This window comes from Shewanella sp. TB7-MNA-CIBAN-0143, from assembly GCF_040310065.1.
Taxonomy (GTDB): domain Bacteria; phylum Pseudomonadota; class Gammaproteobacteria; order Enterobacterales; family Shewanellaceae; genus Shewanella.
On record NZ_JBEOPL010000029.1, the window covers coordinates 1 to 26,645 of the forward strand.

Genomic DNA, 26,645 nt, shown 5'->3' on the forward strand with positions numbered 1-26,645 from the left:
AGTGCCTCCTTAAATTGGTGAGGTACTATGACAAATATTTTATTGATTGAGGATGTGGGGTTTATTTACCGCTTACCGAATAATGGTCATGTTGACTTTAGTACCCGGGGTAGTTTCTGCAATTCTGTCCATTAACATTTCAACACCTGGAACATCTTCGTCATTATATTGAGTAATAACATCTCTAGGAGATAAACGAGCACGTGCTGCTGGTCCGCCAGGATCAATACCTGTAACCAACACACCTTTTAAATCAGGTAAGTTGAGTATCTGGGCCATTACGGGATTAAGTGGTTCACCAGAAATGCCTAATGCACCGCGGATAACTCGACCATGCTTAATCAATTTGTCCATGATACTGTGAGCTAACTTTATCGGAATCGCGAAACTAATCCCATTACCCCCATTATCACCACCCACTTGGAATGCGGCAGTATTGATACCAATTAATTCACCACTGGTGTCGATTAATGCTCCACCAGAATTGCCAGCATTAATGGCGGCATCAGTTTGTAGGAAGTCTAAGTAACCTGAACTTAAGCCGTTACGTCCTGTTGCACTGATAATCCCTTGGGTAATGGTTTGGCCTATATTATAAGGATTGCCAATGGCCAATACCACATCGCCTACTTGGGCGAGCTTATTAAGATTAATCGGTACGATAGGTAAAGTGTCACCTTCAATTTTGAGTACTGCTAAATCAGTTTCGGGATCGGAACCAACCACTTCGGCGGTAAATTTACGCCCATCTTGCAGCGCAATCACAATCTCATCGGCTTTTTTTATCACATGGTAATTGGTTAATACGTAACCTTCTTTACTCATTATTACTCCAGAGCCGAGACCTTGAAGTGAACTTGAATTGAGTGGGTTATGTTGATCAATACTAAGGCTATAAATATTAGCAACGGCAGGGGCTGCACGGCGGACCGCTTTAGCAAAAGATAATTCTGAGCCATTATTGCTGACATTCGTTAAGCTATGGTTGAGCGAGGAGTTTTGGAGCAAGGAGGTTATGGCTAAAAAAACTGCTGCCATGATCAGACCAAATACCACAGCTTTAGTTATATAGATGCAAGTGTCTTTTAGGTTCATGGCATGAATAATTGTTAAAAAAAATGGCTGTTATATTAACATAGCTCAAAAAATTAAGCATCGACCAAACGGTTGTCGATGCTTAATTCCTTAACTGAAGTCACACTCAATAAACTCATGGTTGTTATCGAGTGCGATTCTAGTGGTTTGACAATATTAACGTAAAACTAGGTAGAGCAAGTTGTTGTCACGTAATATTTTTAGCGCTACAGAGCTTTGATTGTCTTTCAACATTTCTTTTAATGTTTTAAGACTGGTCACTTTGTTGCGGTTAAGTCCCACAATTAAGTCTCCTTTTTGCAAACCGCTCATTGCAGCTGGTGAGCCTTGAGCAATCTCAGTGATCTGGATGCCTTTCTTGCTGTCTTCTAACGTTGCGCCTTGTAACATAGGGTGGACGTTACCCGCTTCTGCCTCGACTTTATCCGCTTCGCCTAAGGTCGCTTTGATGGTCTTTTTATCACCGTCACGAATAATCCCAAACTCTACTTCTGCACCCGCGCCCATAGTGGCAACTTTTGCGCGCAGTTCTTGGAAAGTCTTAATGCTGCGGCCATTCAGGCTGGTAATAATGTCACCCGCTTTTAGTCCGGCTTTGTCAGCTGAACTTTTTGGCATAACTTCATTAACAAAGCCACCATGCTGAGTGTCTAAACCAAAGGCTTTAGCAAGTTCATTGTCAAGGTCTCGTCCTGATACTCCGAGTACGCCACGTCTTACTTCACCGTGTTCAATAATTTGATCAACAAGGTTATTAACCATATTGGCAGGAATCGCGAAACCAATACCGACGTTACCACCATTAGGGGCCACGATTGCGGTGTTAATTCCGATGAGTTCACCTTTTAAGTTAACTAATGCACCGCCCGAGTTACCACTATTTATAGCGGCATCGGTTTGGATAAAGTTTTCTAGCATTTCAATGCCTAAACCACTGCGGCCTAGCGCGCTGACTATCCCTGACGTGACGGTTTGTCCAAGACCAAATGGGTTACCAATGGCCACAGCAAAATCACCGACGCGAATTTCGTCAGAATCAGTTTGTTTAATAGCAATTAAGTTTTTTGCTTCAATTTGAAGCAGGGCAATGTCTGATTCTTTATCTGCACCGATTAGCTTAGCTGTAACTTCACGACCGTCGTGTAAGCCGATTTGAATGTCGTCAGCGCCATTAATGACATGGTTATTGGTTATGATGTAGCCTTTGTCGGCATCAATAATAACCCCTGAACCTAAACCTCTAAAAGGACGTTCCTGAACTTGTTCTTGTGGTGCATTTGGACCGAAGAAGTAACGAAACACATCTGGTACGCGTTGCTTGGAAACTTGGGTACCCGATACTGCTACCGACACAACAGCTGGCGTTGTCCGTTCTAACATTGGTGCTAAGCTAGGAATGGCTTGCCCGTCGACAGCTTGTGGAATGGCAGCAAATGATAGCGTGGGTGTCATGGCTAACGATGCAGTTAATAACGCGGCAGAAAGTAAGCTTAATTTGGTTTTCATCTATGGATAGCTCCTGTATGCATTCAAGCTTGATAACATAAAATATGTGGCTTGATGGCATGATTTCAAAGTTAAATATCGTTAATCATTTTTGTTAGTGTGTTGTCGTGAGCTTGTTTAATGATGTTCTACAATGGCGAGCAAGTCAGCACAATGATAAGCAAACAATTAGCAAATTTACGTTAATCAATCAGAGTAACGGTCATCGTGTTAGTTCCATTTTTATTAACAAAGGTTAATTTGATCCGTTGAAGCCATTACTCGTATTTATTATTTAATGTTATTATTCGCAGCAATTATTTGATGCAAGAGAGTCGTAATCGTGTCGCAGTTAACCCCTTGGCAGCATTATCAGCAAGACCTTACCCGAGATGATTTTTCACATGATGCCGCACAAGAACAAGCGGTTAAGTCACTACAGCGAGTCTATGATGAATTGATTGTCGCTGCTAAACCCACATCTGGCGTCAGTAAATTGTTTAGCGCAATAGGGATTAAGTCTACACCTCCACCAGTAAAAGGTTTGTATCTTTGGGGGGGGGTTGGCCGGGGTAAAACCTATCTAATGGACACCTTTTTTGATGCATTGCCTACAGAGCTAAAATTACGCGCTCATTTCCATCGATTCATGCATCAAATTCACCATGACTTAGGTGAACTCAAAGGCGTACAAGATCCTCTGCTTACTATCGCTAAAAAGATGGCGTCACAATATCAAATTATCTGTTTCGATGAATTCTTTGTGTCGGATATCACCGATGCCATGCTGTTAGGGACGTTATTTCAAGCATTATTTAAAGAAGGGGTTGTCCTCGTGGCAACCTCAAACATCATTCCTGATGAATTATATAAAAATGGCTTACAACGGGTGCGTTTTTTACCTGCCATTGCCTTGATTAATCAGCACTGTGAAGTCTTAAATGTCGATTCTGGAATTGATTACCGTTTGCGAACTTTAGAGCAGGCGGAGATTTATCATTATCCCCTCGATGAACAAGCTGACATCAATCTAATACATTATTTTGACCAACTGGCGCCGGAATCTGAAAAGCTTACCACTTCTATAGAAGTTGATGGGCGTGCAATTCGTATTCGTCAACAGTCACAAGGAGTACTATTAATAAACTTCCGTGATTTATGTGATGGGCCTCGCTCGCAACGTGACTACATGGAAATGGCTTGCCTCTATCATACCGTGCTGGTGAGTGGTTTAGAGCAAATGGGATCGCAGCAAACGGGTGATGATATTGCCAGACGCTTCTTAGCCATGGTAGATGAATTCTACGAAAGAAATGTCAAATTGATTATTTCAGCCCAAGTCGAATTGGAACATATTTATACCGATGGCCAGCTAAATTTTGAGTTCAGACGCTGTCGTTCAAGGCTGATTGAAATGCAATCAAGAGAGTATCTGGCGCTGGAACATTTACCTTAAGCCTGCAAACGGTACTTTTTGAAAACTCGGGCATATTTTGTTCAGCACTCATTGAGTAGTTTATTTGAAATATTATCAGAAAGCAGGTGATCTTTGCTGTGGCTTTGCGTATAATCTGCGACCTGCCCGCGTTAATCCGCCAATTTGGGCGGAAGTTGTAAGCCAATATTCATGTTCGAAGGGGCAAGAATCGGTAATTTTGTGTTGATTGCAACCTGCAGTCAGCATGTGAGACAGAAAATTAACTTTGGGTTTTTGTAATAATGAAGACTTTTACTGCTACACCAGAAACTGTAACTCGTGACTGGTTTGTTGTTGACGCTGAAGGCAAAACTTTAGGCCGTATCGCAACTGAAATCGCAACTCGCTTACGTGGCAAGCATAAGCCAGAATACACTCCACACGTTGACACTGGTGATTATATCATCGTTATCAATGCTGAAAAAGTGACTGTAACTGGTAATAAAGCTGCTGGTAAGATTTACTACTCTCATTCAGGCTTCATTGGTGGCATTAAGCAAATCAGCTTTGAGAAGCTTCAAGCTCATAAGCCTGAAATGATCATCGAGAAAGCAGTTAAGGGTATGTTACCAAAAGGTCCTTTGGGCCGTGCCATGTTCCGTAAGCTTAAAGTTTACGCTGGCACAGAACATAACCACGCTGCACAACAACCACAAGTTCTTGATATCTAAACGGGAGGAGTAAGCAAATGTCTGCAACTCAGTACTACGGCACTGGCCGTCGCAAAACATCTACAGCTCGCGTTTTCGCTAAAGCAGGTAGTGGCAATATCGTTGTAAACCAACGTCCTTTGGATGTATATTTTGGTCGTGAAACTGCTCGTATGGTTGTTCGTCAACCATTAGAATTAGTTGAAATGACTGATAAGTTAGACATCTATGTAACTGTAAAGGGCGGTGGTACTACTGGCCAAGCTGGTGCAATTCGTCACGGTATTACCCGTGCATTATTGCAACTAGATGAAGCTTTACGTCCTACTCTACGTAGCGCTGGTTTTGTTACCCGTGATGCACGTAAAGTTGAACGTAAGAAAGTTGGTCTACGTAAAGCACGTCGTAAGCCACAGTTCTCTAAGCGTTAATTCGTTTTTTGGATTCAAAAAACCCAGCATTTGCTGGGTTTTTTATTGTCTAAAATTTATCGTGTAAAATGTGCTGTGTGGGTTAATGATGTTGTATAGCATCAATGTGAATAGGCCAGAAACATCGGCCGAAAGGTACATAGCCTGAACTTGAGATAACAAACGCCTCGCAAGCAGTCCTTTGTCTTGCTAACTGCGTTATTCTTTATACAAGCAGGCTTGCAATAGGCCAGCTATTGACGCGTCAATTCGCCTTGTTAGTAAAATAAATGACAAGTTTGATAGTGGCTAATGACTAAGCTTTAATTTTTATAATGATGTAACCTCATTTATATGCCGAGTTGAGGTTACATAATTAATGGAATTGGTATCAGTTAAAAAGAGGCTAAAACATGAATTTACCATTGTTAATGACCGCATTTGGCTTAGTTTTAATTATTGAAGGGCTTGGTCCGTTACTTTTTCCTAACAAGTGGCAAAAATATTTATTAGAGCTTTCTACACAAAAGCAAAATGTTCTCAGACGCTTAGGTGGATGTTTAGTTACTGCAGGAATTGTTTTATTGATCATTTTTCAATAAAACACTTGCCTATAACCCCCTAAAATCTGTTAAAATTCTATTTTATACCACAAGACGTTGCAGCTAATAATGGGCAAAAATGTAGTCGTACTCGGCACTCAATGGGGTGACGAAGGCAAAGGTAAGATTGTCGACCTTTTAACAGAACAGGCAAAATACGTAGTTCGTTACCAAGGCGGTCATAATGCCGGTCATACTTTGGTAATTGATGGTGAAAAAACCGTTCTTCATCTTATTCCGTCAGGCATTTTACGTGATAACGTAAAATGTATTATCGGTAATGGTGTGGTTGTTGCTCCTGATGCGTTGATGAAAGAAATCAACATGCTAAAAGGACGCGGCGTACCTGTCGAAGAGCGTTTATTAATTTCTGAAGCATGTCCGCTTATCCTTCCATTCCATTGTGCATTGGATGTTGCTCGCGAGAAAGCTCGCGGTAATAAAGCCATTGGTACAACTGGTCGTGGTATTGGTCCTGCATATGAAGACAAAGTTTCTCGTCGCGGTTTACGCATCGGTGATTTGTTTAATGCAGAACTTTTTGCGACTAAGTTACAAGAAGTGATGAAATATCATAACTTCATGCTAACTGAGTACTACAAAGTTGAAGCCGTTGATTACCAGCAAACACTTGATGATGCATTAGCGATTGCTGATTATCTAAAAAGCATGTGTACTGATGTTAGCGAAATGCTTGATGTTGCGCGTAAAGCGGGTGAGCCAATTCTTTTTGAAGGCGCTCAAGGCACATTATTGGATATCGACCACGGTACTTATCCATTTGTGACTTCATCAAACACGACAGCTGGTGGTGTTGCGACCGGTTCAGGTTTTGGTCCTCGTCATTTAGACTATGTTTTAGGCATCATGAAAGCTTATACGACTCGCGTCGGTGCTGGTCCTTTCCCAACAGAATTAGCCAATGAAATTGGTGATTATATTGGTGAGAAAGGCCAAGAGTTTGGTGCAACAACTGGTCGTAAGCGTCGTCCAGGTTGGTTAGATGCTGTGGCAATGCGCCGCGCAGTTCAAATCAACAGTGTTAGTGGTTTTTGTTTAACTAAATTAGACGTTTTAGACGGCCTAAAAGAAGTTAAAATTTGTGTTGGCTATCAATATGCTGATGGAACAGTTTCAAAGGTTACGCCTTTGGCTGCAGAAGGTTATGATTTAGTTACCCCAATATACGAAACCATGCCTGGTTGGAGTGAAACCACTTTTGGTGCCACAACAATCGAGCAATTGCCTCCAGCGGCAATAAATTATATCAAGCGTATCGAAGAGTTATTAGAAACGCCTATTGATATTATCTCTACAGGGCCGGACAGAAATGAAACCATGATTTTGGTTAGTCCGTTCAAGTAAACCAAAAAGGCCGCGATAAGCGGCCTTTTTAATGGATGCTATTAACGGTTGTAACAGTTTCTATTCAAGAAATACGCTATACTGCCGATGGATAAGTCATGAAAGTGCCATTGAGAATCCTTATGTTGCGTATCTGTTTATTGTTGTTGAGTGTGGTTTCGATCAATGTATTTGCGGTGACAGAAGCCGTCGATATCTATAGCGATCAACAATTGATTTCGCTCATCCGCTCAAATCAATATTTACAACGCGTAAAAGCAGACGACTGTCAGCTGGTTCAAGACATTGAAGCCCGTGCTGAAGTATTACAGCAACCCATGTACCAATTTTTATGGGCTGAAATGCTTAATAACGGTGTTTGTGTCAAGGCTCATCCTTCTCGCGGCATGGCGCTGCTGCAAACCTCTGCTGAGCAGGGTAGCGCTGAAGCGATGGTAAAATTGGCAGATTATTATTATCGCGGTAAACTAGTGGTTAAAGATCCCAATCGTGCAGTGCAATATATATTGCCTGCGGCAGCTAATGGGGATTTAACCGCAAGAATGACACTGGTTCATTTATTTGGTGAAGGCTACGGAAGTCCTGCCGATTATGAACTTGGCTATCATTGGTTATATAACAGTATATTTGATGACGACGCCCAACAGAAAAAGGCCTCGTCTTTACTGCAGATGCTCGCTGCAAAAATGCCCGCCAGTATTGTGGCCAGGGCACAGCAGCCTCAGCTGTACACACGTTAAAGGCTCCAAAATATGGAGCGAATTATTTGGAAATTGAATGATCAACGATCCTCATTTTGAGAGAGAACAAGACAAGTACGACAATCCTATTCCTAGCCGTGAGTATATTTTAGAATACTTGCGCGCCCAAAAGTCTCCTGTTTCCCGCGATAAAATAGCTGAAGCATTATCCATTACAGATGAAGTGCCATTAGAAGCCCTCCGCCGTCGTTTACGTGCAATGGAGCGTGATGGCCAGCTAGTCTTTACCCGCGGACAAAGCTATGGCTTACCTGAACGGATGGATTTATTGTCTGGTACCGTTTTAGGCCATCGCGATGGATTCGGCTTTTTTAAGCCAGATGAAGGCGGTGACGATTTATTTATTAATAATCGCGATATGCTGATGTATTTCCATGGCGATAAAGTGCTTGCTCAAAAAGCAGGTACTGATCGTCGTGGTCGTCGCGAAGCACGAATTGTGCGCTTAGTTCATGAGCGAACAGCTGCATTAGTTGGCCGTTATCACGTCGACGGCGGCATGGGTTTTGTTATTGCTGATGACAGACGCATCACCCAAGAAATATTAATTGCCAGCGAAGATACACTAGGCGCGCGCGCCGGTGATGTTGTCGTGGTTGAGTTAACCCGTCGCCCTGGTCGTTTTGTTAAAGCGGCAGCGAAAGTGACCGAAGTCTTGGGTAAGACAATGGCACCGGGTATGGAAATTGAAATTGCGTTACGTAATTATGATTTACCACATACTTGGTCAGCGATTATTGAGAAAAAACTCAAACGTATTCCTGACGAAGTCACCGAAGAAGATAAATTAGGTCGCGTCGATTTACGTCATTTACCGTTAGTCACTATTGATGGCGAAGATGCCCGTGATTTTGATGACGCGGTGTATGCTGAAGCAAAACCAAGTGGTGGCTGGCGTTTATGGGTAGCAATTGCTGATGTGAGTCATTATGTACGCACTGATTCAGCATTAGATACTGAAGCGCGCTCACGTGGTAACTCGGTATATTTCCCATCGCAAGTTATCCCAATGTTGCCTGAGAAAATATCTAATGGCTTGTGTTCATTAAAGCCAAAAGTCGACCGTTTATGTATGGTCGCTGAAATGACCATTTCTGCAGCGGGTAAGTTATCGGGTACTAAGTTTTATCCCGCGGTAATGCACTCTCATGCACGTTTTACCTACACCCAAGTTGCCGACATGCTAGAAGGTGGTGCAATTGCCCCTGAGCATGAAGTATTATTCCCGCATTTATTGTGTTTGCAGTCGTTATATCTGATCTTAGATGAGCGCCGTGCAGAGCGTGGGGCGATTGCTTTTGAAACGCTAGAAACGCAATTCATTTTTAATGAACAACGTAAAATTGATAAAATTGTCCCTAGAGGTCGCAATCAAGCGCATAAAATCATTGAAGAATGTATGATTTTAGCCAACGTGGCGTCGGCGAAATTTGTTAAAAAGCACAAAGGTGAAGTGCTATATCGTGTTCACGAAGCACCATCAGAGCAAAAACTGGCTAATTTTAAAGAGTTTCTTGCTGAGCGTGGTTTAAGCATGGATGGCGGATTAGAGCCGACCCCGACTGACTATCAAAATCTGATGTTAAAAATTGCTGACCGTCCTGACTTTGAGTTAATTCAGGTGATGTTATTGCGCTCAATGCGCCAGGCCGTTTACAGCCCAGACAACGAAGGTCACTTTGGTTTGGCATTAGAAGCTTATTCGCATTTTACGTCGCCAATTCGTCGTTATCCTGATTTAGTTTTACATCGAGTGATCAAATATTTACTCGCTAAAGAGCTGGGTAATGCCAACGACAAATGGACTCAAGATGGTGGTTATCTCTATCAGATTGAAGAGTTAGATGCATTAGGTGAAGAATGTTCTACCACTGAGCGTCGTGCAGACGAAGCAACCCGTGATGTGAGTGATTGGTTGAAATGTGAATATATGCAAGATCACGTCGGCGACACCTTCGACGCGGTCATTGCCTCAGTCACTAGCTTTGGTTTATTTGTCAGATTAAACGAATTATTTATTGATGGGCTAGTACATATTTCAAGTCTTGCCAGTGACTATTATCAATTCGATCCGATGCGTCAGCGGTTAATTGGTGAAAATTCTCGCCAAGTATATCAAGTAGGCGATCCAGTAACGGTTAAAGTTGCGGCGGTGAATCTTGATGATCGTCAAATTGATTTATTGATGGTAGGTGACAACACTAAAGGTGCGGGTAAAACAGCGCGTAAAGGCAGTAAGCCAACAACAGCGCGCCAACGAGTGAATGCTGAAGGCGCTAAGTCAGCACGAGGTAAGTCATCTGCAAAGTCTGATAAACCTAAATCAGATAAGCCTAAGTCTGATAAATCAAAGTCTGACAAACCAAAGTCTGATAAGCCTAAAGCCAGCAAGCGTCGTTCAAGCGGAAAAGCTTCATCTCCAGCAGCAAAACCAGCGGCGGTGAAAAAACCTTCTGCAGTTGCACAAAAAACGGATGCAGCAAAACCAGATTCTAGCGTTAAGAAAAACCCTGCCAAGCGCAGCAAGAGAAAGTAATTAAATGAAAAAACAAGATACCATTTTTGGCATTCACGCCGTTCAAGCTTTGTTAGATAACAGCCCTGAACGTGTCATTGAACTTTGGCTATTACAAGGCCGTGATGACGAACGCTTAACCCCGTTAATTAATCTAGCGTCAACCTTTGGTACAACACTACAACGTGCAGCACGTAAAGTGTTAGATGATAAAGCGGGTAGCTCACAACACCAAGGTATTGTGGCTCGCGTCAAGGCTGTTAAGCCGTTGACTGAAAAAGATTTAGATGAGTTACTTGATAAAACTGCAGTGCCTTTCTTATTAATTTTAGACGGTGTAACTGATCCACATAACCTTGGCGCATGTTTACGTAATGCTGATGCTGCTGGGGTACATGCGGTTATCGTACCAAAAGATAACTCAGTAGGGTTAACCTCAACCGTAAGCAAAGTTGCTTGTGGCGCAGCAGAAACCATACCGTTATTTCAAGTGACTAACCTTGCTCGTACTATGCGTCACTTGCAAGATAAAGGTGTTTGGATTGTAGGTACTGCAGGCGAAGCCGAAGGTAATGTATACCAAGCTGACCTCAAAGGGCCGCTAGCGATTGCTATGGGCGCGGAAGATAAAGGTTTACGTCGTTTATCACGCGAAGGTTGTGATTCACTTGTATCAATTCCAATGTCTGGAAGCGTGTCGAGTCTCAACGTGTCTGTTGCCACTGGTGTTTGCTTATTTGAAGCGGTTAGACAGCGTTTAGGTTAATCACCTATCCATTAGCGTTGTTGCTAGCGAAAGTAGCAAAGAATGCGATCAAAAAACGGCGATATTAATCGCCGTTTTTTATTATCTCGAGCTCAGAATATTGAGTGTTTTACATACTGCTTTAACGTTTTTATTAATTCAAAACGGCTAATGCGTTCAGTTTAAACAAGTGCACTTTAAATAAATACACTTTATATATGCAATTTATGACATCAATTAACGTCTACCGATCTCATTATCGACATCTTCGTCATCCAATTCCTCATGCCCCAAACTATCATCGTTTACTACGCTAGCATAAGCAGTATTATAACCGGCTTGCTCATCGGCATCTTCAAGCTCATCGTCGGTTGGATCTGGCACGCTATCAAATGCATCCTCGGCAGGATTGATCATTTGCTCGTTGACCATTTCTATATCCACACGTGGATCGAATGATGCTGCCAACGGCGAGCTGACTAAATCACCACCTGCCATTATGTAATCTCCAGTGGCAGTCTGTTCGGCTTTTTGGCGTAAATTAATCCACAGTAGTCTTACTAATAAGGTAAACGAACAGATTGCCATAAACCCATACAGCATTTGGTCACCTAAGACCTGCATTAAACCAGAAGCAACTAAGGGGCCAATACTTGCTCCGATACCGAAGGTCACTAATATAGTGGCAGACAGTCCTACTCGTTCGTGTTGATCTACGCGTGAGTTTGCTAATGCGGTTGCTAATGGGTATAAGGTGAACGCTAAAATACCAAATAAACTGGTTAATATTAATGAATACACTGAATGGAATGGAACGACAGTAATAATTAATACAATAACCCCCAATAACGTACAGTTAATGCGAATTAATAAGCTACGAGAAATAATGTCAGATAATTTACCCATTGGCCATTGGGCTAACAACCCGGCAAAAATGGTACAAGACATGTAGAGTGCAACATGTTCAGGATCAATACCTTTGGCAGTCGCATAAGATGGCGCTAAACCATAAAAACAACCTACAATCATGCTTCCTAACGCTATTGTCGTTAAGGCTTGAGGGGCTCGTTTCCAATACAGACCCATTTGTAATGGTGCCGGCGTTAACGGTTCTGGGTGAATTCTTCGAGTGATTGAAATAGGCACAATGCATAATGCAAAACATATGGCGATTAACAGCAGTGGTTCTATGCCCAAATCAGGATATAAGCTAATGGCTCCCTGGCCAGCCATTAACCCTAAATAAGATACAATCATGTAACTGGCAAATACGGTGCCGCGTTGATTATTTTCGGCCTGTTCATTGAGCCAGCTTTCTAACACCATATATTGGCACATCATTCCCATACCAACGGCAAGGCGCAATACTAACCATATGGTTAAGTTGTCGATGAGGGCATGACCCAGTGCTGATGCGGTGACGATTCCAGCACAGGCAACAAAAGCACGAATATGGCCAACTTGAGCGATAAGTTTATGGCCAACTTTGGAACCGCATACAAGACCAATATAGTAGGCAGACATCATGCCACCAATCCATATTTGTGGCACTTGCATGGTGGTCAGGCTTAAGCCCAGGTAGGTTGTCAGTAGACCTGCAGCAAGTACCATTAAAAAAGTGGTGCTATATAAGGATGCAAAACTGCGAAGCGGGCTGTCCATAACTGCGCCTTTATTGGTTCAGTAAGGCTACGTTAGCCCTACTGATTGATTGTCTTGTTACGCTTCATTTACGATCAATAATTATTGAAACGTGTACAACAAGTTGAATGTGGTGACTGTATCGGTGTTTTTACTTTCATCAGGCACCACTTCAGTGTACTTGATGTTCATACCGATTTTAAATGCCCAATCTTGAATAAATGTATTTTTATAACTCATATCAAGGGTTAACGTGTTGTTGTCTAAACCTGTTTCGGCTGTTACGTCGGCGTTGAAGCTAGTATATTCTTGCAATTTTACCGTATATTTAGCCGCTGAACGTAATATTACATCACGATTTTCATCAGGGTTTGGTTCAGCAATACTGGCTTGCGGTTGGTCGTAACGATAACCAGGGCCGGCTTCAAGGCTCAATTTGGTTTTATAGTTTTTAATTAAGTCAAAACCGTAACCAGTAGAAATAGTAGAAATACGGGTATAAGAACCAAACTCGTTCCAGGTAAATTCACCACGACCAAATACATAACCACGCTCTAATTTATAGTTAGACTGTAAAAACAATTCGTACTTTTCCGCAGTAGACTCATTTCCATCAGAGGCATAATAAGCCTTTAATGTCGCTTCTTGTTTGGTGCTCGGCGAGTCGTAAGTTAAATAAGTACGGCCGTTAAAGTTTTTAGTTTCGTTGTTACCACTGTTTAGCTGTAAACCAGCTTCAACTTCAGCATTAAAATTACTAGGCGGTTCTTGATAATCTGGTGGTACTAACGCCCATGCCGGAGCAGACAATAAAAAGAGGCAGCATGTTGTGACTATGTTTTTCATGGTTATCATTAGACTGTTTTATTCTTGACGGCGTAAACGCGGTATTTTGGACTGTCGCCATCATACCTGTATTCAAGATTGCTGAAAAGAGTGAGTTAGTGCTTGAGTTTATAGCGCACTTTATGTATCATCGCGCGCTCAAATCAGTCACTTTAATTCGTTCCTTGCCTCCACATTGGTCTGACTGAGCCAGAAAAGAGGCTACTTAACCGTAAGGAGCAATAAATGCGTCATTATGAAATCGTATTTATGGTTCACCCAGATCAAAGTGAACAAGTCCCTGGTATGATTGAGCGTTACACCGGTGTTATCACCGCTGCTAATGGTACAGTCCACCGTTTAGAAGATTGGGGCCGTCGTCAATTGGCTTACCCGATCCAAGACCTACATAAAGCTCACTATGTTCTTTTGAACGTAGAAGCATCTGCAGAGTCTATCGAAGAACTAGAAACAGCTTTCCGTTTCAACGACGCTGTTCTGCGTAACATGGTAATGCGCACTAAAGCTGCAGTTACTGAAGCTTCTCCTATGGCAAAAGCAAGAGACGAACGTGATTCACGTCGTTCACCTTCTGATGACCGTAATGTAGAAGAAAGCGCTGAAGAAAACGCTGAATAATTTTTTGTGAATAATCACTTAATGTTGTCTGGAACGATAACTCGTTCAAGACGATTAGATAGCCCTAGCGGTATAGCCCATGTGGTCATAACGGTAGAGCATAAATCACAAAGACAAGAAGTAGAAATGTTGAGAAACGTCTACTGTTTGATTCAAGTGGTATTAAGTGGTCCGCGCTTTGATAGCGTAGCAAATAAATTACAAGCAGGTGTGCAAGTTGATGTTGAAGGGTTTCTTTCACTACAACAAGGGCGAAATGGACAAAACCGTTTAGTCTTGCATGCTGAAAATGTCGAATTGAAAACTTAGGAGACTGTCAAAATGGCACGTTATTTCCGTCGTCGCAAGTTCTGTCGCTTCACCGCTGAAGGTGTTGTCGAGATTGATTACAAAGATATCGTTACTTTAAAGAACTACATCACTGAAAGCGGCAAGATTGTTCCTAGCCGTATCACTGGTACCAGTGCTAGATATCAACGCCAACTAGCTCGCGCTATCAAGCGTGCTCGTTATCTTTCTCTACTGCCATATACTGATTTACATCAGTAATATTGCAGTATTAATTATTCCTAACAGAATATTGAGGATTTGATAATGAACGTTATTTTGCTAGATAAAGTTGCAAACTTAGGTAGCTTAGGCGACCAAGTTTCTGTTAAAGCTGGTTATGCTCGTAACTTCCTTTTACCTTATGGTAAAGCAGTTGTAGCAAACACAGCAAACACTGAAGTATTTGAAGCTCGTCGTGCTGAATTAGAAGCTAAATTAGCTGCTGAATTAGCTACTGCGACAGCTCGTGCTGATAAATTAACTGCATTAGAAGCTGTTGTTATTGCTTCTAAAGCAGGTGATGAAGGTAAATTATTCGGATCAATTGGCAACCGTGATATCGCTGATGCAGTTACTGCAGCTGGCGTAGCACTTGCTAAATCTGAAGTTCGTTTACCTTTAGGTGCTTTACGCACTACTGGTAGCTTCGAAATTGAAGTTCAAGTACACGCTGAAGTTAAAGCTGTAGTTAAGATTGCTATTGTAGCAGAAGCTTAATTACTGTTTAGCTCCATAAAAAACACCGCCTCCGGGCGGTGTTTTTTTATGTCTGCGATTTAATCACTAGCCTTGTTAACACCATCTGTTTAGGCCGCATGGCCAGCTGTTTAGGATCTTTCAATGCCAGAGAATATTCCAGTGAACCTCTATTTGATGGTCACTGGAATATTGTTTACCAGGGCTAGTTTAGTTCTTTTTTAGTCGCTGCTTCAGGCGCTACTACAACAGTCGCTTTGGCCGGTGCTTTGGTTACAACTTCGGCAGCTGCTTCAGGGGCTACTACAACTGCCGTTTTGGCTTGTTCTTTGGTTGTAACTTCAGAGGCTACTACAACTGCTGGTTTGACTGGTATTTCTGTTGTAACTTCGGCAGCTGCCTCAGGGGCTACTACAACTGCCGCTTTGGCTTGTACTTTGGTTGCAACTTCTGCAGCGGCTTCTGGTACGACTACAACTCCGGCTTTAGCAGATGCTTTGGTTGTAACTTCGGGGGCTACTTCAGGCGTTACTGCAACTGCTGGTTTGGCTGGTATTTCTGTTGTAACTTCGGCAGATGCTTCTGGTGTTACTGCAACCACTGCATTGGTAGGAACTTCAGTCGCTGCTTTTATTGCAACATCGGGTGCAACTTCAATTGCCGCTTCTGCTGGTATTTCAGTTGCAGTTTCTATTGCAACATCAGGCGCTACTTCAGTTACCGCTTTGGCTGGTGTCTCAGTTGCCACTTTGGCTGGTGTCTCAGTTGCCACTTTGGCTGGTGCCTCAGTTGCCGCTTTGGCTGGTGTCTCAGTTACCACTTTGGCTGGTGTCTCAGTTACCACTTTGGCTGGTGCCTCAGTTGCCACTTCGGGTGTGACGACTGTTACTGCTTCAGTTGCAATTTCAGGCAATATTTCGGTTGTTGCTATGGCAGTAACTTCAGTTGCTACCTTTGCTTCTCCTTCAGTCTTGGTCACTAAGGTTAACTCTTTTATCAAATTATCAGCGTGATCGACCTTGTCCATCATCCACAAAATGTAGCGAATATCGACATGTACGGCACGGGTAATCGTTGGGTTAAAGAACCAGTCTTTAGTGATGGCTTCATAAGTTGAGTCGAAGTTAAGACCAACTAACTCACCTTTACCATTTAACACTGGTGAGCCTGAGTTACCACCAGTAGTGTCAGCACTTGATAAAAAGTTAACCGGTACAGAGTTAAAATCGGCGGGCTTGTCTAAACAAGACATAAATTGACAACTGCTTTGCTGCTTATATACCGATGTGACGCGATGTTTACCTAAGTCGTCAGCTTTAATTGCCGCTAACAGTTTCGCGGGAGCATTATACGGTGCTTCACCGGTGTTTTTGGCTAGGATGCCAGCTAAGCGAGTAAATGGCTGCTTGTATAATGCATCTTTAGATTGATAGCCATCAACCATACCGTAGGTAATACGTAATGTGCGGTTAGCATCAGGGTATACAGGCCAGTTATTTGATTTGTAATAATCAATAATCGCCTTCATATATTCAGGACGAACAGATGACAATTTACCTGCAAGTAGCTTTTCGCTCTTTTCCAATGCCATATTGGTGTCATGAATGGCCACCGCTAAACGAATAAATGGGTCATCGCTAATCTCAAAATCTTCAGCTCTTTTACTCATCCACGCTAGGCGTTTAGCTTGGTCGGTGAGCTCTGTTAATGCATACAAACCTTCCACTTTAGACTCTAGCTGTTCAAAATTGTCTGAGCTGCTTAAGGCGTTATCAAACACTTCAGTTTTTAACGGTTGTCTTACATAGGCTTGTAAGTCTTGTAACCATAAAATTTTATCGACCACGGGATCGAAGCTGCTATCGATACGTTTAAGTGCTGCTTTAAACATTTTCATATCACGCAGCTGAAACCCTGACTCACGTTGGTCATTGGGTTTCTTCCTTTCTTTAGCTAAACGGTACAGTTTGCTAGCAGCCTGGAGCATTTCGCTTGATTGGGCATTTTTAAAGAAATAATTGGTTTGCATTTGCTGATGTTTTTCAGCAAGTAGTGCTTCAAGATCACTGATGAGATTTTGGTTAGCACCAGGATCTTTTTTAAGCCAAGCGAGAAAGTCATTCTCACGTTGCTGTTTAATACCAACAATATCAGTGGCGTTAAAGCCATCTAATAAGCCATTAAGCTTTTTCATCCGGTTAGCCATTGAGGCCATAGTGCCGGCATATTTAAGCGCGATATCTTTATCTACATCGCCCATTAAGGTAATGGTATCAATTTGCAACTGGTAGCGTTTTGCGTAGGTTGGATATATCCAATCACTAGCAAACTGTAACTCACTGGTTAAGTTGTAACGGCTGGTAGAACCTGGATAACCGGCCACAAAAATACCATCGCCTGCTTTTACACCGTCTGCGTTCACTTTTAAGTAGCTCTTAGGCTGATATGGCACATTGCCTTTCTTAAACGTTGCAGGCTTACCGTCTTTGCCCACATAGGCGCGTAAAAAGGTAAAATCGCCAGAATGACGAGGGTATTCATAATTGTCGATATCGCCGCCAAAGCCGCCAATACTTTTAGGTGGCGCATACACCAAGCGTACATCTCGAATGATTAACTGTTTCGTCAGATAATATTCTAAGCCGTGGTGAAAACTGTTAACTGAGCAACGGTAGTTGTCATCTGATTCGCAGATTTTAATTAATGCTTTTTTATTCGCCTGGATATCTTCAAAGCGTACCAAAGGTTCGGTGCTTAAGTTAGCCATAACGCTATCGGTCACGTTGGTAACTTCCTCGGTAATGTATAAGCGTTCGTTTGGCCCAGCAGAAGGTTCTTCCGCTTGGGTGTTTGCTAAAAAGCCATCTGCGAGGTAATTATGTTCTTTTTTGCTGTTATATTGTATGCCGCGATAAGCACAATGATGGTTTGTGACAACTAGGCCTTGGGGGGATACAAAACTGGCGGTACAATACCCCAAACTGACGACAGCATTCATTGGGTACTGTCCCAAATCTGCCAGTTGTGATGCGGGAATATCAATACCACGTTGCAGGAGTTTGTCGGCAATGGATGGCATTTGATACGGTTGCCACTGCCCCTCATCGGCAAAGGCAAAACCAGATGTCAGCACAAGTGCTGCAACAAGTGCTATACGCATGTATTTTCCTTAAATAATTATTTTATTTCCGTTTGACGGAGCTGTTATTCTAATCGGTAATGACGGCAAATTAAGCTAGACCACGGTGTTATACCATATTTTATAAAGTCGTTGGAAATTGGGAGTGTTAATGTCACAGCAAGGTGCTTTTAAAGCAAGAAACAGGCAAAGAGATGTAGAAGTTAATGCATTAAAATTGCCTCCTCATTCAATAGAAGCAGAACAATCCGTTTTAGGTGGATTGATGCTAGATGCTGAAGCGTGGGATCGTGTTTCTGAAGCGGTTGTGCCAGAAGATTTTTATTCTCGTTCTCATCGAATGATTTTCACGGCTATGCAACGTTTAATGGAATCGGGCCAACCGCTGGATTTAATTACCGTATCCGAACAGCTCGAAATTGAAGATCAATTAGACGATGCTGGCGGCTTTGCTTACTTAGGCGAAATTGCCAAAAATACCCCCAGCGCCGGTAATATTCTATCTTACGCAGACATTGTGCGTGAACGTGCCGTAGTACGTGACATGATTGCCGTTGCCCACGAAATTGCCGATGCGGGTTATAACCCAGAAGGCCGTGATTCAAGTGCATTATTAGACTTGGCTGAAACCAAAGTCTTTAAAATCGCAGAAATGCGTACCAATGCCAATGAAGGCCCGGAAAACATTAAAAGCATTCTTGAAAAAACCGTCGATAGAATTGAGCAGCTTTATAACAATCCCCATAACGGTGTGACAGGTGTTTCAAGTGGTTTTAATGATTTAGATAAAATGACCGCAGGTTTTCAGTCTGGCGACTTAATTATTGTAGCCGCGCGTCCTTCTATGGGTAAAACCACCTTCGCGATGAACTTGTGTGAACAAGCCGCCATGAATGAAGACAAGCCAGTACTTATTTTCAGTCTCGAGATGCCGTCAGAACAGATTATGATGCGTATGTTAGCCTCGCTTGGCCGTGTAGACCAAACCAAAATTCGTACAGGTCAATTAGACGATGAAGATTGGGCGCGCGTGTCTTCAACCATGGGTATCATGCTTGAACAAGGTAAAATGTACATCGATGATGGCTCAGGATTAACCCCAACCGAAGTGCGCAGTCGTGCCAGACGTATTGCGCGTGAGCATGGCGGTTTATCAATGATCATGATCGATTACCTGCAATTAATGCAGGTACCGTCGTTAAAAGATAATCGTACCTTAGAAATTTCAGAGATCTCTCGTTCATTAAAAGCCTTAGCCAAAGAATTAGAAGTACCTGTTATTGCATTGTCGCAGCTTAACCGCTCGCTAGAGCAACGAGCCGATAAACGCCCAATTAACTCTGACTTACGTGAATCGGGTGCGATTGAGCAGGATGCCGATTTAATTATGTTCATCTATCGCGACGAAGTGTATAACGACAGCTCTGAAGATAAAGGCACCGCAGAAATCATTATCGGTAAGCAACGTAACGGACCTATTGGTCGTATTCGTCTGGTATTCCAAGGTCAATTCTCTCGCTTTGATAACTATGCTGGGCCGCAATTTGAAGAAGATTAATCATTGATTAGACTGTATTTGTGTTTTTAGTATCGTTATTTATGATATTAGTTTATCTCTGTTAATGAGGTTGCATTCATGGCCCTAAACCTCTTAACAGACAGCAAGCCGCGCCATGTTATTTATTGTTAATTAAGGCAACCTATTGAAACCTTTTCCTCGTGCAGAAATCAGTCGTTACGCATTGCAAAGTAACTTGGCACAATTGCGCCTTATTGCGCCCAATAGCAAAATTATGGCAGTGGTTAAAGCCAATGGTTATGGCCATGGGTTATTAAATGTGGCTGAAAGTGTCGGCTTATTAAATTATGTAGAAAGTGTCGGCAAGTATCATGGCGGCGCAGATGGGTTTGGTTTGGCAAGGCTTGAAGAAGCATTGCAACTCAGAGAAGGAGGCGTAAAAGGTAAGCTTTTATTATTAGAGGGTTTTTTCCGTCAGTCAGATTTACCCACACTAGTTAGTCATAATATCGATACTGTGGTTCATCATGAATCGCAATTGCAAATGCTTGAAACTATCACGCTAGATAAGCCTGTCACCGTATGGATAAAAATTGATACTGGCATGCATCGTATCGGCTTTAGTCTTGAGCAGTTCGACAGTATTTATCAGCGTTTGCTGGCTTGTCCGCAAGTGGCTAAGCCGATTCATTTAATGACTCACTTTGCCTGCGCCGACGAACCCGATAATATCCTTACTCAAACGCAAATGAATGCCTTTGAGCAATTGATTAGTGGCTTAGAAGGCGATCGCACCTTAGCAAATTCTGCAGGTACCTTATTTTGGCCAACAAGCCAAGCCGACTGGATAAGACCCGGCATTGCGCTTTATGGTGTATCTCCGGTGGTGGGTGATAGGGGCGTTAATCATCGATTAATTCCGGCGATGGAATTAGTATCCAATCTGATAGCTGTGCGCGAACATAAAGCCGGCGATAGTGTCGGCTACGGTGCAACTTGGACCGCTAAAAAAGACACTCGCTTAGGGGTTGTTGCCATTGGTTATGGTGATGGTTACCCACGTAATGCGCCAGAAGGCACACCGGTATGGATTAACGGCCGCCGAGTACCGATAGTCGGTCGAGTGTCTATGGACATGTTAACCGTAGACCTAGGTGCCGATGCACAAGATAACGTCGGCGATAGTGTTCAGCTGTGGGGTAAAGCGCTTGCAGTAGAAGAAGTGGCCGAACACATTGGTACCATTGCTTATGAATTAGTCACTAAGCTTACGCCACGAGTGTTGGTTGAACTGCTCGATTGAGCATGAGATTGATATAAACAATGCCCAATACGTAGATAACGTGTTGGGCATTGTTGTTTTAGATACTTTTTTAGGTGCTGTAGTTTTGAGGCTCTGTTGTTTTTAAGAATTGGGTGCCAGCGTTAGATTCAGTTTTTCACTTTGGCGTTAACTTCTAATGTTTGATTAAGAATCCTCAAAGCAAATTTCAATAAAAGCGTTACCGAATTCGTGGCTAAAAGGCATCATGATTTTTTTACCGCGCGCTTTATGAGAAATAGTATGGTTTTTACCAGACACCACAGCCGGTGTTGCCATATCAAAGTCGTAACCTTTTTCGCTGAGTAAGTTTTTGGCACCGCCAGTCACCATGTTAGTTATTTCACCCACTAAATCAGTTACTTCATCATTAATAACCCCCGGTTTTTCACCAAGCATTTTATTCATAATTTCAAGGATAAGTGATTGCTCAAAAGTAATCGACAGCGAACCGCGAGTTTTAGGACCCACCATACCAATCAAGCCAGATACGTCACCTTTTGCAAGGTCATGGTTTTTTAATTGAGGTTTACCAGGCTTAAGATCCATTGTTGCCATGGTAGAGATTACATTGATTAAAGACACAAGAAATGGGTTGATGAATTCAACGTTCATAGGCAAAGCAATCCTTCTACATTTTAAAGGGTGGCATAGTATATAGAGAGGGCATAAAGAGTGCGTAACGCTACACGGCCCTATCATTATAGTAGCTGACTAACACAAATACTGACTATATCAGCAAAGTAAAATACAGGTTTAAGCTTAGAGCACAAAAAGGAAATTGATAGTGGCATTAACGGTAAAAATATTTTTATACAGTTAATTCATGTAACAAAAATCTAGAATGAGCCATTAATTTACTATGGTCGGTCTAACGCTACAAGGGCTGAGCTGAGCATCAATTGATTGCGCTACTGACTAAGGTGGTTTCTAGTTGGAGCTAATATTGATTACCCATGCACTTAAAAGTAATTAGCGCGACAGCGAAGACTGCAAACGTTGATTATCCAATGATGATAAATTCGGTTAATGCCACATCAAAGCGAGGCTCACCAACGGATAAGCACAGCAATAGCTATGCTCGTGCGCTTCTTTTCCATTATACCGATGTTGGATAGTTCATTATGTTAAGTCGCTGACTGTAATTGTAATGATTCAGTTTGGAATTTCTATTAGCTAGTTCATGTTTTTAACGCTGTGTTGGCTACCTGAAAAGCTAAGATGATTTAATCGCTTTACATCAATAAGATGGCAAATGTAGGATAAATCAATAACGCAATGACTAAACGTCATGTACCACAAGGATCGAGCAAGTGTCGAAATCTGTAGCAATCACAATAAATGATCAATTTTCACGAGTTGATTTTCTGAAACATAGAACGCCAGAAACCACTAATGAACAAGCAAAAAATGCTTTTGCGCTATTATCTGAATATAGAGACGGTGGAATATATATCGCTCATTATTCCGGTTTTAGTGAGTGGGAGAAACACCCAAAAGGTGATGAGTTCGTTCAGATTTTAGGTGGAGAAACGACATTAGTCCTTCTAGTTGATAACGTAGAGCAACGTTACCCTTTATCGACGGGGCAAATGTTGGTTATCCCCCAAGATGTTTGGCACCGTTTTGAATCACCAGAAGGTGTTAAAATTATGACAATAACACCGCAACCAACAGAGCATAGTATCGAGAAGCCAAACGGAACATAACAAATAACGATAGGTCGGCTGAAGCCGTATTAAGTACCCATTAGCGCGAGCAGCCCGATTCGGTTAAGCAAAAATGCTGTCGTGAAATGTGCCGTTGTGCAATGTGCCGTTGTGAAAGGTAGTAAGAAGATAAACCTTGGATTACTCTGCGTTTTTGCAACCTTAAGTTCTTGTTGTGGCTTAGGTTTTATGGTTTTTAATTTCATGAGAAATCATATCGTTGTACAATAAAAATAACTAAATAAGAGGTGTTCTATGGATGGAAAATCATTAATCGTTATTTTAATAATGGTGTCAGCTTCAGCTTCTGCAGAAGTCTATAAGTGTGCAGATGGTAAGTATCAAGCAGACCCGTGCGACGACCAAAGCGAACTGTTAGATTTAAGTAATGTAGGCAGCGTGGTTGCACCATCGAGAGGTTACCCTGAAAGCCTAACTAACGAGACCATAGATGCAAGGCAGCTGGATAGTGCTGTTAATGCGCGTGATAAAAAAGCTGAAATCGCTCAATACTTACGTAAACAAAAAATTGAACGTGACATTAGAAACCTCGAAAAAGAACGGAAAAAAGCGTTCAAAGATCGTGATGATAAAATCGATCAATTGCGTACCACTGGTAAGCGAGCTAACAATAATTTAGCGGGTGCAACTTGGCAGCAAAGTCTAGCGCAAGAAATGACTGCAGTTATGCAACAGGGAAGTACAGAAGTCGAATCAATTGATCGTCAAATATCTGCACTTAGGTCTGAATTAAAACAACTGTAAACCAAACAAACTAATCAATAACCGTGGCTGCCAATAGCGAGTCTCTCTTTACGCGAATTAAGTAACGCTACTGACGTGTATTATCAGCTTTATCACGTTTATGAATGCTATAAGACACCATAATTTGGGTTCCCCACTTTCATTTGCCCAATGCATTATGGTTCCCCTGGCCTCTAAAAACGTGTAAAAACGTCTTAAAATGTGTGAAAAACTCAAAAACGTGAGAGGTGTTAATTCAGTGAATACAACGTCAAAGCTAGCCATACCAACGTATACACTCTATCGCACCGTGATCTTTCCCTAAATCAGTAGACACTTGCTTCTCGATGATGGGTTAATGATATAATTAGCCATTACTTAGGGCAGCCCAGTTGTTTTAGCCTAATTTATGACTTTTTTACTGGCTCCTTGTGCAACAACGATTACCCAAAATGCAGCTAAAAAGGTGCATCAATACCGCAAATTATGAGTATAAAGAATTCAGTGAATACAACACCAAAGCTAGTCATACCAACAGATACGCTTGATCGCACCTTTTCCATAGCGCCGATGCTGGATTGGACTGACCGCCACTATCGTTACTTTGCACGCCTTATGTCGAGCAAAGCCTTGTTGTATACCGAGATGATCACCACGGGTGCTATATTACAAGGTAAGGGCGACTATTTAGCTTATAACGAGCAAGAGCATCCTGTAGCGTTACAGTTGGGTGGCTCTAACGCTGTGGATTTAGCGGCGTGTGCCAAATTGGCTGCTGAGCGCGGTTATGATGAAGTGAACCTCAATGTAGGGTGTCCGTCTGATAGAGTGCAGAATGGTCGCTTTGGTGCGTGTTTAATGGCTGAACCTGCGTTAGTAGCGCAATGTGTTGATGCGATGAAGCAGGTAACCGATATGCCGATCACGGTAAAAACCCGTATTGGGATTGATGAGCAAGACAGTTATCAGTTTTTAACGGATTTTATTGAAACCGTGAGCGCTCAAGGTTGTAGTGCATTTACTATTCATGCGCGTAAAGCCTGGTTACAAGGGTTAAGCCCGAAAGAAAACCGTGAAATTCCGCCGCTAGATTATGATCGGGTTTACCAGTTAAAGCGTGATTATCCACACTTGAACATCAGCATTAACGGTGGCATTAAAACCCTTGAAGAATCTAAGCTGCATCTAACCCAGCTAGATGGAGTGATGGTGGGGCGTGAAGCTTATCAAAACCCCTATATATTGGCGCAAGTTGATCAGCAATTGTGTGGACTCGATACCGTGGTGATTACTCGTCAGCAAGTGATTGAGCAAATGTTGCCGTATATTGAGGCTCATTTAGCCCAAGGCGGTCGGTTAAACCACATTACTCGTCATATGATTGGTTTATTTCAAGGATTGCCGGGTTCACGTGGCTGGCGTCGTCATTTAAGTGAGAATGCTCATAAGCCTAATGCTGATATTGGGGTAGTGCTTAAAGCCGCTGAGTTTGTTGATGCCGAAGCATTGGCCAGTGACGAATCGACTTTGATATAACACTTTATATTAATAGGTTATATCGAGAAGTTATATCGCGAGGTATTTCAATAGAATACGTTGTCAAATAAACGCCCAGACGGTTATATTAACAATAGCCGTTAGCATATCAAAAGCGTCTTTTATTAGGCGCTTTTTGATTTTTTAACTCGCTTGTAAAATCAGCTCGAGAATCCATAAAGCCTGCTAGACAAAAGTGGCCAAGACAATTACCTATGATAAGACCTAGAAAGACTAGACCGTCACTGACTATTGTCAGTAACGATTGTCACGAATCCAGTTACTAAACCTGTCACTCACGCAATCATTTTCTCAATTATTAACTCACCCATTAACTCTGTCAGCGTAACCATCACATTCATCAACTATTAATCTCGCCGTTAATTTAACCTCTACTTCAGCCACTCATCTAAGCACTTACTTCGCTGTAGCTTTTCGGTGGGTGGTAATATTGGGCTATTTCTGACGACGTTTTAGTCTTGCTAAGATGTTTAATAAAAATCACTGGTCATTTTCACTAACTATATGGTTAATTTTACTACCTGTTGGTTTTTTGCTCACGACTTTAGTTCAGTTATATAAACTATAATTAATTTATTTAGTTTACAAATTAAGTGGTTAGAGTAGTTTTTAAAAGTTGGCACGCAGCTTGTAATACCTATTGTGTAATCAACTAGACGGGTGTTTAGTTGCCATTAACCAACACAAGAAAGGATGCCATTATGTCTACATTAACTTCAACCAACGTGATTCGCCGTAGTGTTCAACTATCAATTGCTGCAGCATTATTGGTTACCGCCAGTGTTTCGGCACAAGCAGATGAAATTTCAATCTCTAATACAGTCGCTGCGCTAGAACAGAATATGACGCAAGCGAGCCAAGAGATGATTTCAAATGTGAAGCAAGAGTTAATGCTGTCGTTGCAAACTCAAATTGCTGAACAAGTTTTTGAAATTAATTCAGCTTTAGAGTTTGCTAGCTTTGAACAACCACAAGTGAGTACCGCTGTAGCTGCTGAGAATAAGTAATGGATGGGGCGATGAATATAGGCTTGGTGCTGCCATTAATGTCGTTATTGTTATTGCCAGTTATCAGTTTTGCATTGTGTGCGATGTTAGTCAGCTGGCTGTTTTGGCCAAGCATTAATGACCAAGCTTAATCTTAACTCATTGCTTTTAGAATAAACCTTATTAAGTACGAGAGGATAATATGAACCGTTTAATCAATAGATTACAAGATGAAACTCGAATTGTATGTGGCGTATCTGCGAAGTTAGCAAAACAATATGGCTGGTCATTACTTTGGACTCGTATTGTGACAGTAGGATTAGTGCTAACCAATCCAAGTATTAGTTTACTTGCGTACTTTGTGATTGCAGTGGTGATGAGTCAAAAAACATCTCGATTTTAAGGCTTGCCCAGTAATGAGTAAGCGGGGGAAG

Annotated in this window: 25 protein-coding genes and 1 pseudogene; 20 read left to right on the forward strand and 6 right to left on the reverse strand. The window is 42.0% G+C overall.

All coding sequences use genetic code 11. The annotated features are described in order from the left end of the window. Positions 1 to 72: 72 nt before the first annotated feature. Both degS and degQ read right to left on the reverse strand, forming a co-directional pair. Positions 73 to 1,095, reverse strand: coding sequence for an outer membrane-stress sensor serine endopeptidase DegS (gene degS / locus AAEY97_RS18965; RefSeq protein ID WP_351000850.1), 1,023 nt, complete (start codon positions 1,093 to 1,095; stop codon positions 73 to 75). Between the two features lie 156 nt (positions 1,096 to 1,251). Beyond that, positions 1,252 to 2,601: a Do family serine endopeptidase DegQ gene (degQ, locus tag AAEY97_RS18970; RefSeq protein WP_162023889.1), complete on the reverse strand. Its 1,350-nt coding sequence runs from the start codon at positions 2,599 to 2,601 to the stop codon at positions 1,252 to 1,254. A gap of 322 nt (positions 2,602 to 2,923) precedes the next feature. Between degQ and zapE the strand changes: the two genes are divergently transcribed. The 8 genes from zapE to rlmB all read left to right on the forward strand — a co-directional run bounded on the left by zapE (position 2,924) and on the right by rlmB (position 11,126). Next, a complete protein-coding gene (zapE, locus tag AAEY97_RS18975; protein ID WP_351000853.1) occupies positions 2,924 to 4,036 on the forward strand; it encodes a cell division protein ZapE in 1,113 nt (370 codons plus the stop codon). A 263-nt stretch (positions 4,037 to 4,299) separates the two neighbouring features. Further along, on the forward strand, positions 4,300 to 4,728 hold the full coding sequence (gene rplM, locus AAEY97_RS18980) for a 50S ribosomal protein L13 (RefSeq protein WP_011638797.1): 429 nt from the start codon (positions 4,300 to 4,302) through the stop codon (positions 4,726 to 4,728). Positions 4,729 to 4,745: 17 nt separating this feature from the next. Then, positions 4,746 to 5,138, forward strand: coding sequence for a 30S ribosomal protein S9 (gene rpsI, locus AAEY97_RS18985; RefSeq protein ID WP_011494965.1), 393 nt, complete (start codon positions 4,746 to 4,748; stop codon positions 5,136 to 5,138). 392 nt (positions 5,139 to 5,530) lie between these two features. Continuing rightward, complete coding sequence (locus AAEY97_RS18990) at positions 5,531 to 5,719, forward strand: DUF2065 domain-containing protein (protein WP_011638796.1); 189 nt, start codon at positions 5,531 to 5,533, stop codon at positions 5,717 to 5,719. 69 nt (positions 5,720 to 5,788) lie between these two features. Beyond that, positions 5,789 to 7,084: an adenylosuccinate synthase gene (locus AAEY97_RS18995; protein WP_101085197.1), complete on the forward strand. Its 1,296-nt coding sequence runs from the start codon at positions 5,789 to 5,791 to the stop codon at positions 7,082 to 7,084. A gap of 122 nt (positions 7,085 to 7,206) precedes the next feature. Then, entirely contained in the window at positions 7,207 to 7,824 is a 618-nt protein-coding gene (locus AAEY97_RS19000; RefSeq protein ID WP_502959475.1) for a tetratricopeptide repeat protein, read from the forward strand. 37 nt (positions 7,825 to 7,861) lie between these two features. Continuing rightward, positions 7,862 to 10,381 (forward strand): ribonuclease R, encoded by a 2,520-nt coding sequence (gene rnr / locus AAEY97_RS19005; RefSeq protein WP_351000860.1) that lies wholly within the window; start codon positions 7,862 to 7,864, stop codon positions 10,379 to 10,381. A 4-nt stretch (positions 10,382 to 10,385) separates the two neighbouring features. Continuing rightward, positions 10,386 to 11,126: a 23S rRNA (guanosine(2251)-2'-O)-methyltransferase RlmB gene (gene rlmB, locus AAEY97_RS19010; RefSeq protein WP_011638792.1), complete on the forward strand. Its 741-nt coding sequence runs from the start codon at positions 10,386 to 10,388 to the stop codon at positions 11,124 to 11,126. A gap of 216 nt (positions 11,127 to 11,342) precedes the next feature. Here rlmB and AAEY97_RS19015 read toward each other — a convergent pair whose 3' ends face one another. Continuing rightward, positions 11,343 to 12,767, reverse strand: a complete 1,425-nt coding sequence (locus AAEY97_RS19015) for an MFS transporter (protein WP_351000863.1) — start codon at positions 12,765 to 12,767, stop codon at positions 11,343 to 11,345. An 81-nt stretch (positions 12,768 to 12,848) separates the two neighbouring features. Next, positions 12,849 to 13,601: a DUF481 domain-containing protein gene (locus AAEY97_RS19020; protein WP_174839655.1), complete on the reverse strand. Its 753-nt coding sequence runs from the start codon at positions 13,599 to 13,601 to the stop codon at positions 12,849 to 12,851. A gap of 216 nt (positions 13,602 to 13,817) precedes the next feature. Here AAEY97_RS19020 and rpsF point away from each other — a divergent pair, with 216 nt between their 5' ends. The 4 genes from rpsF to rplI are packed head-to-tail and all read left to right on the forward strand — an operon-like array spanning position 13,818 to position 15,257. Next, a complete protein-coding gene (rpsF, locus tag AAEY97_RS19025; protein WP_011638789.1) occupies positions 13,818 to 14,210 on the forward strand; it encodes a 30S ribosomal protein S6 in 393 nt (130 codons plus the stop codon). A gap of 21 nt (positions 14,211 to 14,231) precedes the next feature. Then, on the forward strand, positions 14,232 to 14,519 hold the full coding sequence (priB, locus tag AAEY97_RS19030; RefSeq protein ID WP_011638788.1) for a primosomal replication protein N: 288 nt from the start codon (positions 14,232 to 14,234) through the stop codon (positions 14,517 to 14,519). Positions 14,520 to 14,531: 12 nt separating this feature from the next. After that, positions 14,532 to 14,759: a 30S ribosomal protein S18 gene (rpsR, locus tag AAEY97_RS19035; RefSeq protein ID WP_101085203.1), complete on the forward strand. Its 228-nt coding sequence runs from the start codon at positions 14,532 to 14,534 to the stop codon at positions 14,757 to 14,759. 45 nt (positions 14,760 to 14,804) lie between these two features. Further along, positions 14,805 to 15,257 (forward strand): 50S ribosomal protein L9, encoded by a 453-nt coding sequence (rplI, locus tag AAEY97_RS19040; protein WP_162023883.1) that lies wholly within the window; start codon positions 14,805 to 14,807, stop codon positions 15,255 to 15,257. Positions 15,258 to 16,206: 949 nt separating this feature from the next. Here the strand turns inward: rplI and AAEY97_RS19045 are convergent. Further along, positions 16,207 to 18,396 (reverse strand): annotated as a pseudogene (locus AAEY97_RS19045) (S46 family peptidase); the annotation flags it as partial. A 130-nt stretch (positions 18,397 to 18,526) separates the two neighbouring features. Here AAEY97_RS19045 and dnaB point away from each other — a divergent pair. Both dnaB and alr read left to right on the forward strand, forming a co-directional pair. Then, on the forward strand, positions 18,527 to 19,933 hold the full coding sequence (dnaB, locus tag AAEY97_RS19050; RefSeq protein WP_101085206.1) for a replicative DNA helicase: 1,407 nt from the start codon (positions 18,527 to 18,529) through the stop codon (positions 19,931 to 19,933). A 145-nt stretch (positions 19,934 to 20,078) separates the two neighbouring features. Beyond that, a complete protein-coding gene (alr, locus tag AAEY97_RS19055) occupies positions 20,079 to 21,197 on the forward strand; it encodes an alanine racemase (RefSeq protein ID WP_101085207.1) in 1,119 nt (372 codons plus the stop codon). A gap of 165 nt (positions 21,198 to 21,362) precedes the next feature. Here the strand turns inward: alr and AAEY97_RS19060 are convergent, their stop codons facing one another. Next, a complete protein-coding gene (locus AAEY97_RS19060) occupies positions 21,363 to 21,830 on the reverse strand; it encodes a chemotaxis protein CheX (RefSeq protein WP_101085209.1) in 468 nt (155 codons plus the stop codon). 341 nt (positions 21,831 to 22,171) lie between these two features. On the opposite strand from AAEY97_RS19060, the gene AAEY97_RS19065 reads away from it, so the two are divergent. The 6 genes from AAEY97_RS19065 to AAEY97_RS19090 all read left to right on the forward strand — a co-directional run bounded on the left by AAEY97_RS19065 (position 22,172) and on the right by AAEY97_RS19090 (position 26,614). Next, positions 22,172 to 22,333, forward strand: coding sequence for a hypothetical protein (locus AAEY97_RS19065; RefSeq protein WP_192114199.1), 162 nt, complete (start codon positions 22,172 to 22,174; stop codon positions 22,331 to 22,333). Between the two features lie 195 nt (positions 22,334 to 22,528). Beyond that, positions 22,529 to 22,924: a cupin domain-containing protein gene (locus AAEY97_RS19070; protein WP_182743147.1), complete on the forward strand. Its 396-nt coding sequence runs from the start codon at positions 22,529 to 22,531 to the stop codon at positions 22,922 to 22,924. A gap of 255 nt (positions 22,925 to 23,179) precedes the next feature. Continuing rightward, on the forward strand, positions 23,180 to 23,689 hold the full coding sequence (locus tag AAEY97_RS19075) for a hypothetical protein (RefSeq protein WP_351000868.1): 510 nt from the start codon (positions 23,180 to 23,182) through the stop codon (positions 23,687 to 23,689). Positions 23,690 to 24,154: 465 nt separating this feature from the next. Next, positions 24,155 to 25,204 (forward strand): tRNA dihydrouridine(20/20a) synthase DusA, encoded by a 1,050-nt coding sequence (gene dusA / locus AAEY97_RS19080; RefSeq protein WP_162023880.1) that lies wholly within the window; start codon positions 24,155 to 24,157, stop codon positions 25,202 to 25,204. A 722-nt stretch (positions 25,205 to 25,926) separates the two neighbouring features. Beyond that, positions 25,927 to 26,232, forward strand: a complete 306-nt coding sequence (locus tag AAEY97_RS19085) for a hypothetical protein (RefSeq protein WP_059744650.1) — start codon at positions 25,927 to 25,929, stop codon at positions 26,230 to 26,232. A 181-nt stretch (positions 26,233 to 26,413) separates the two neighbouring features. Continuing rightward, complete coding sequence (locus AAEY97_RS19090; protein WP_011638776.1) at positions 26,414 to 26,614, forward strand: PspC domain-containing protein; 201 nt, start codon at positions 26,414 to 26,416, stop codon at positions 26,612 to 26,614. The last annotated feature ends 31 nt before the right edge of the window (positions 26,615 to 26,645 follow it).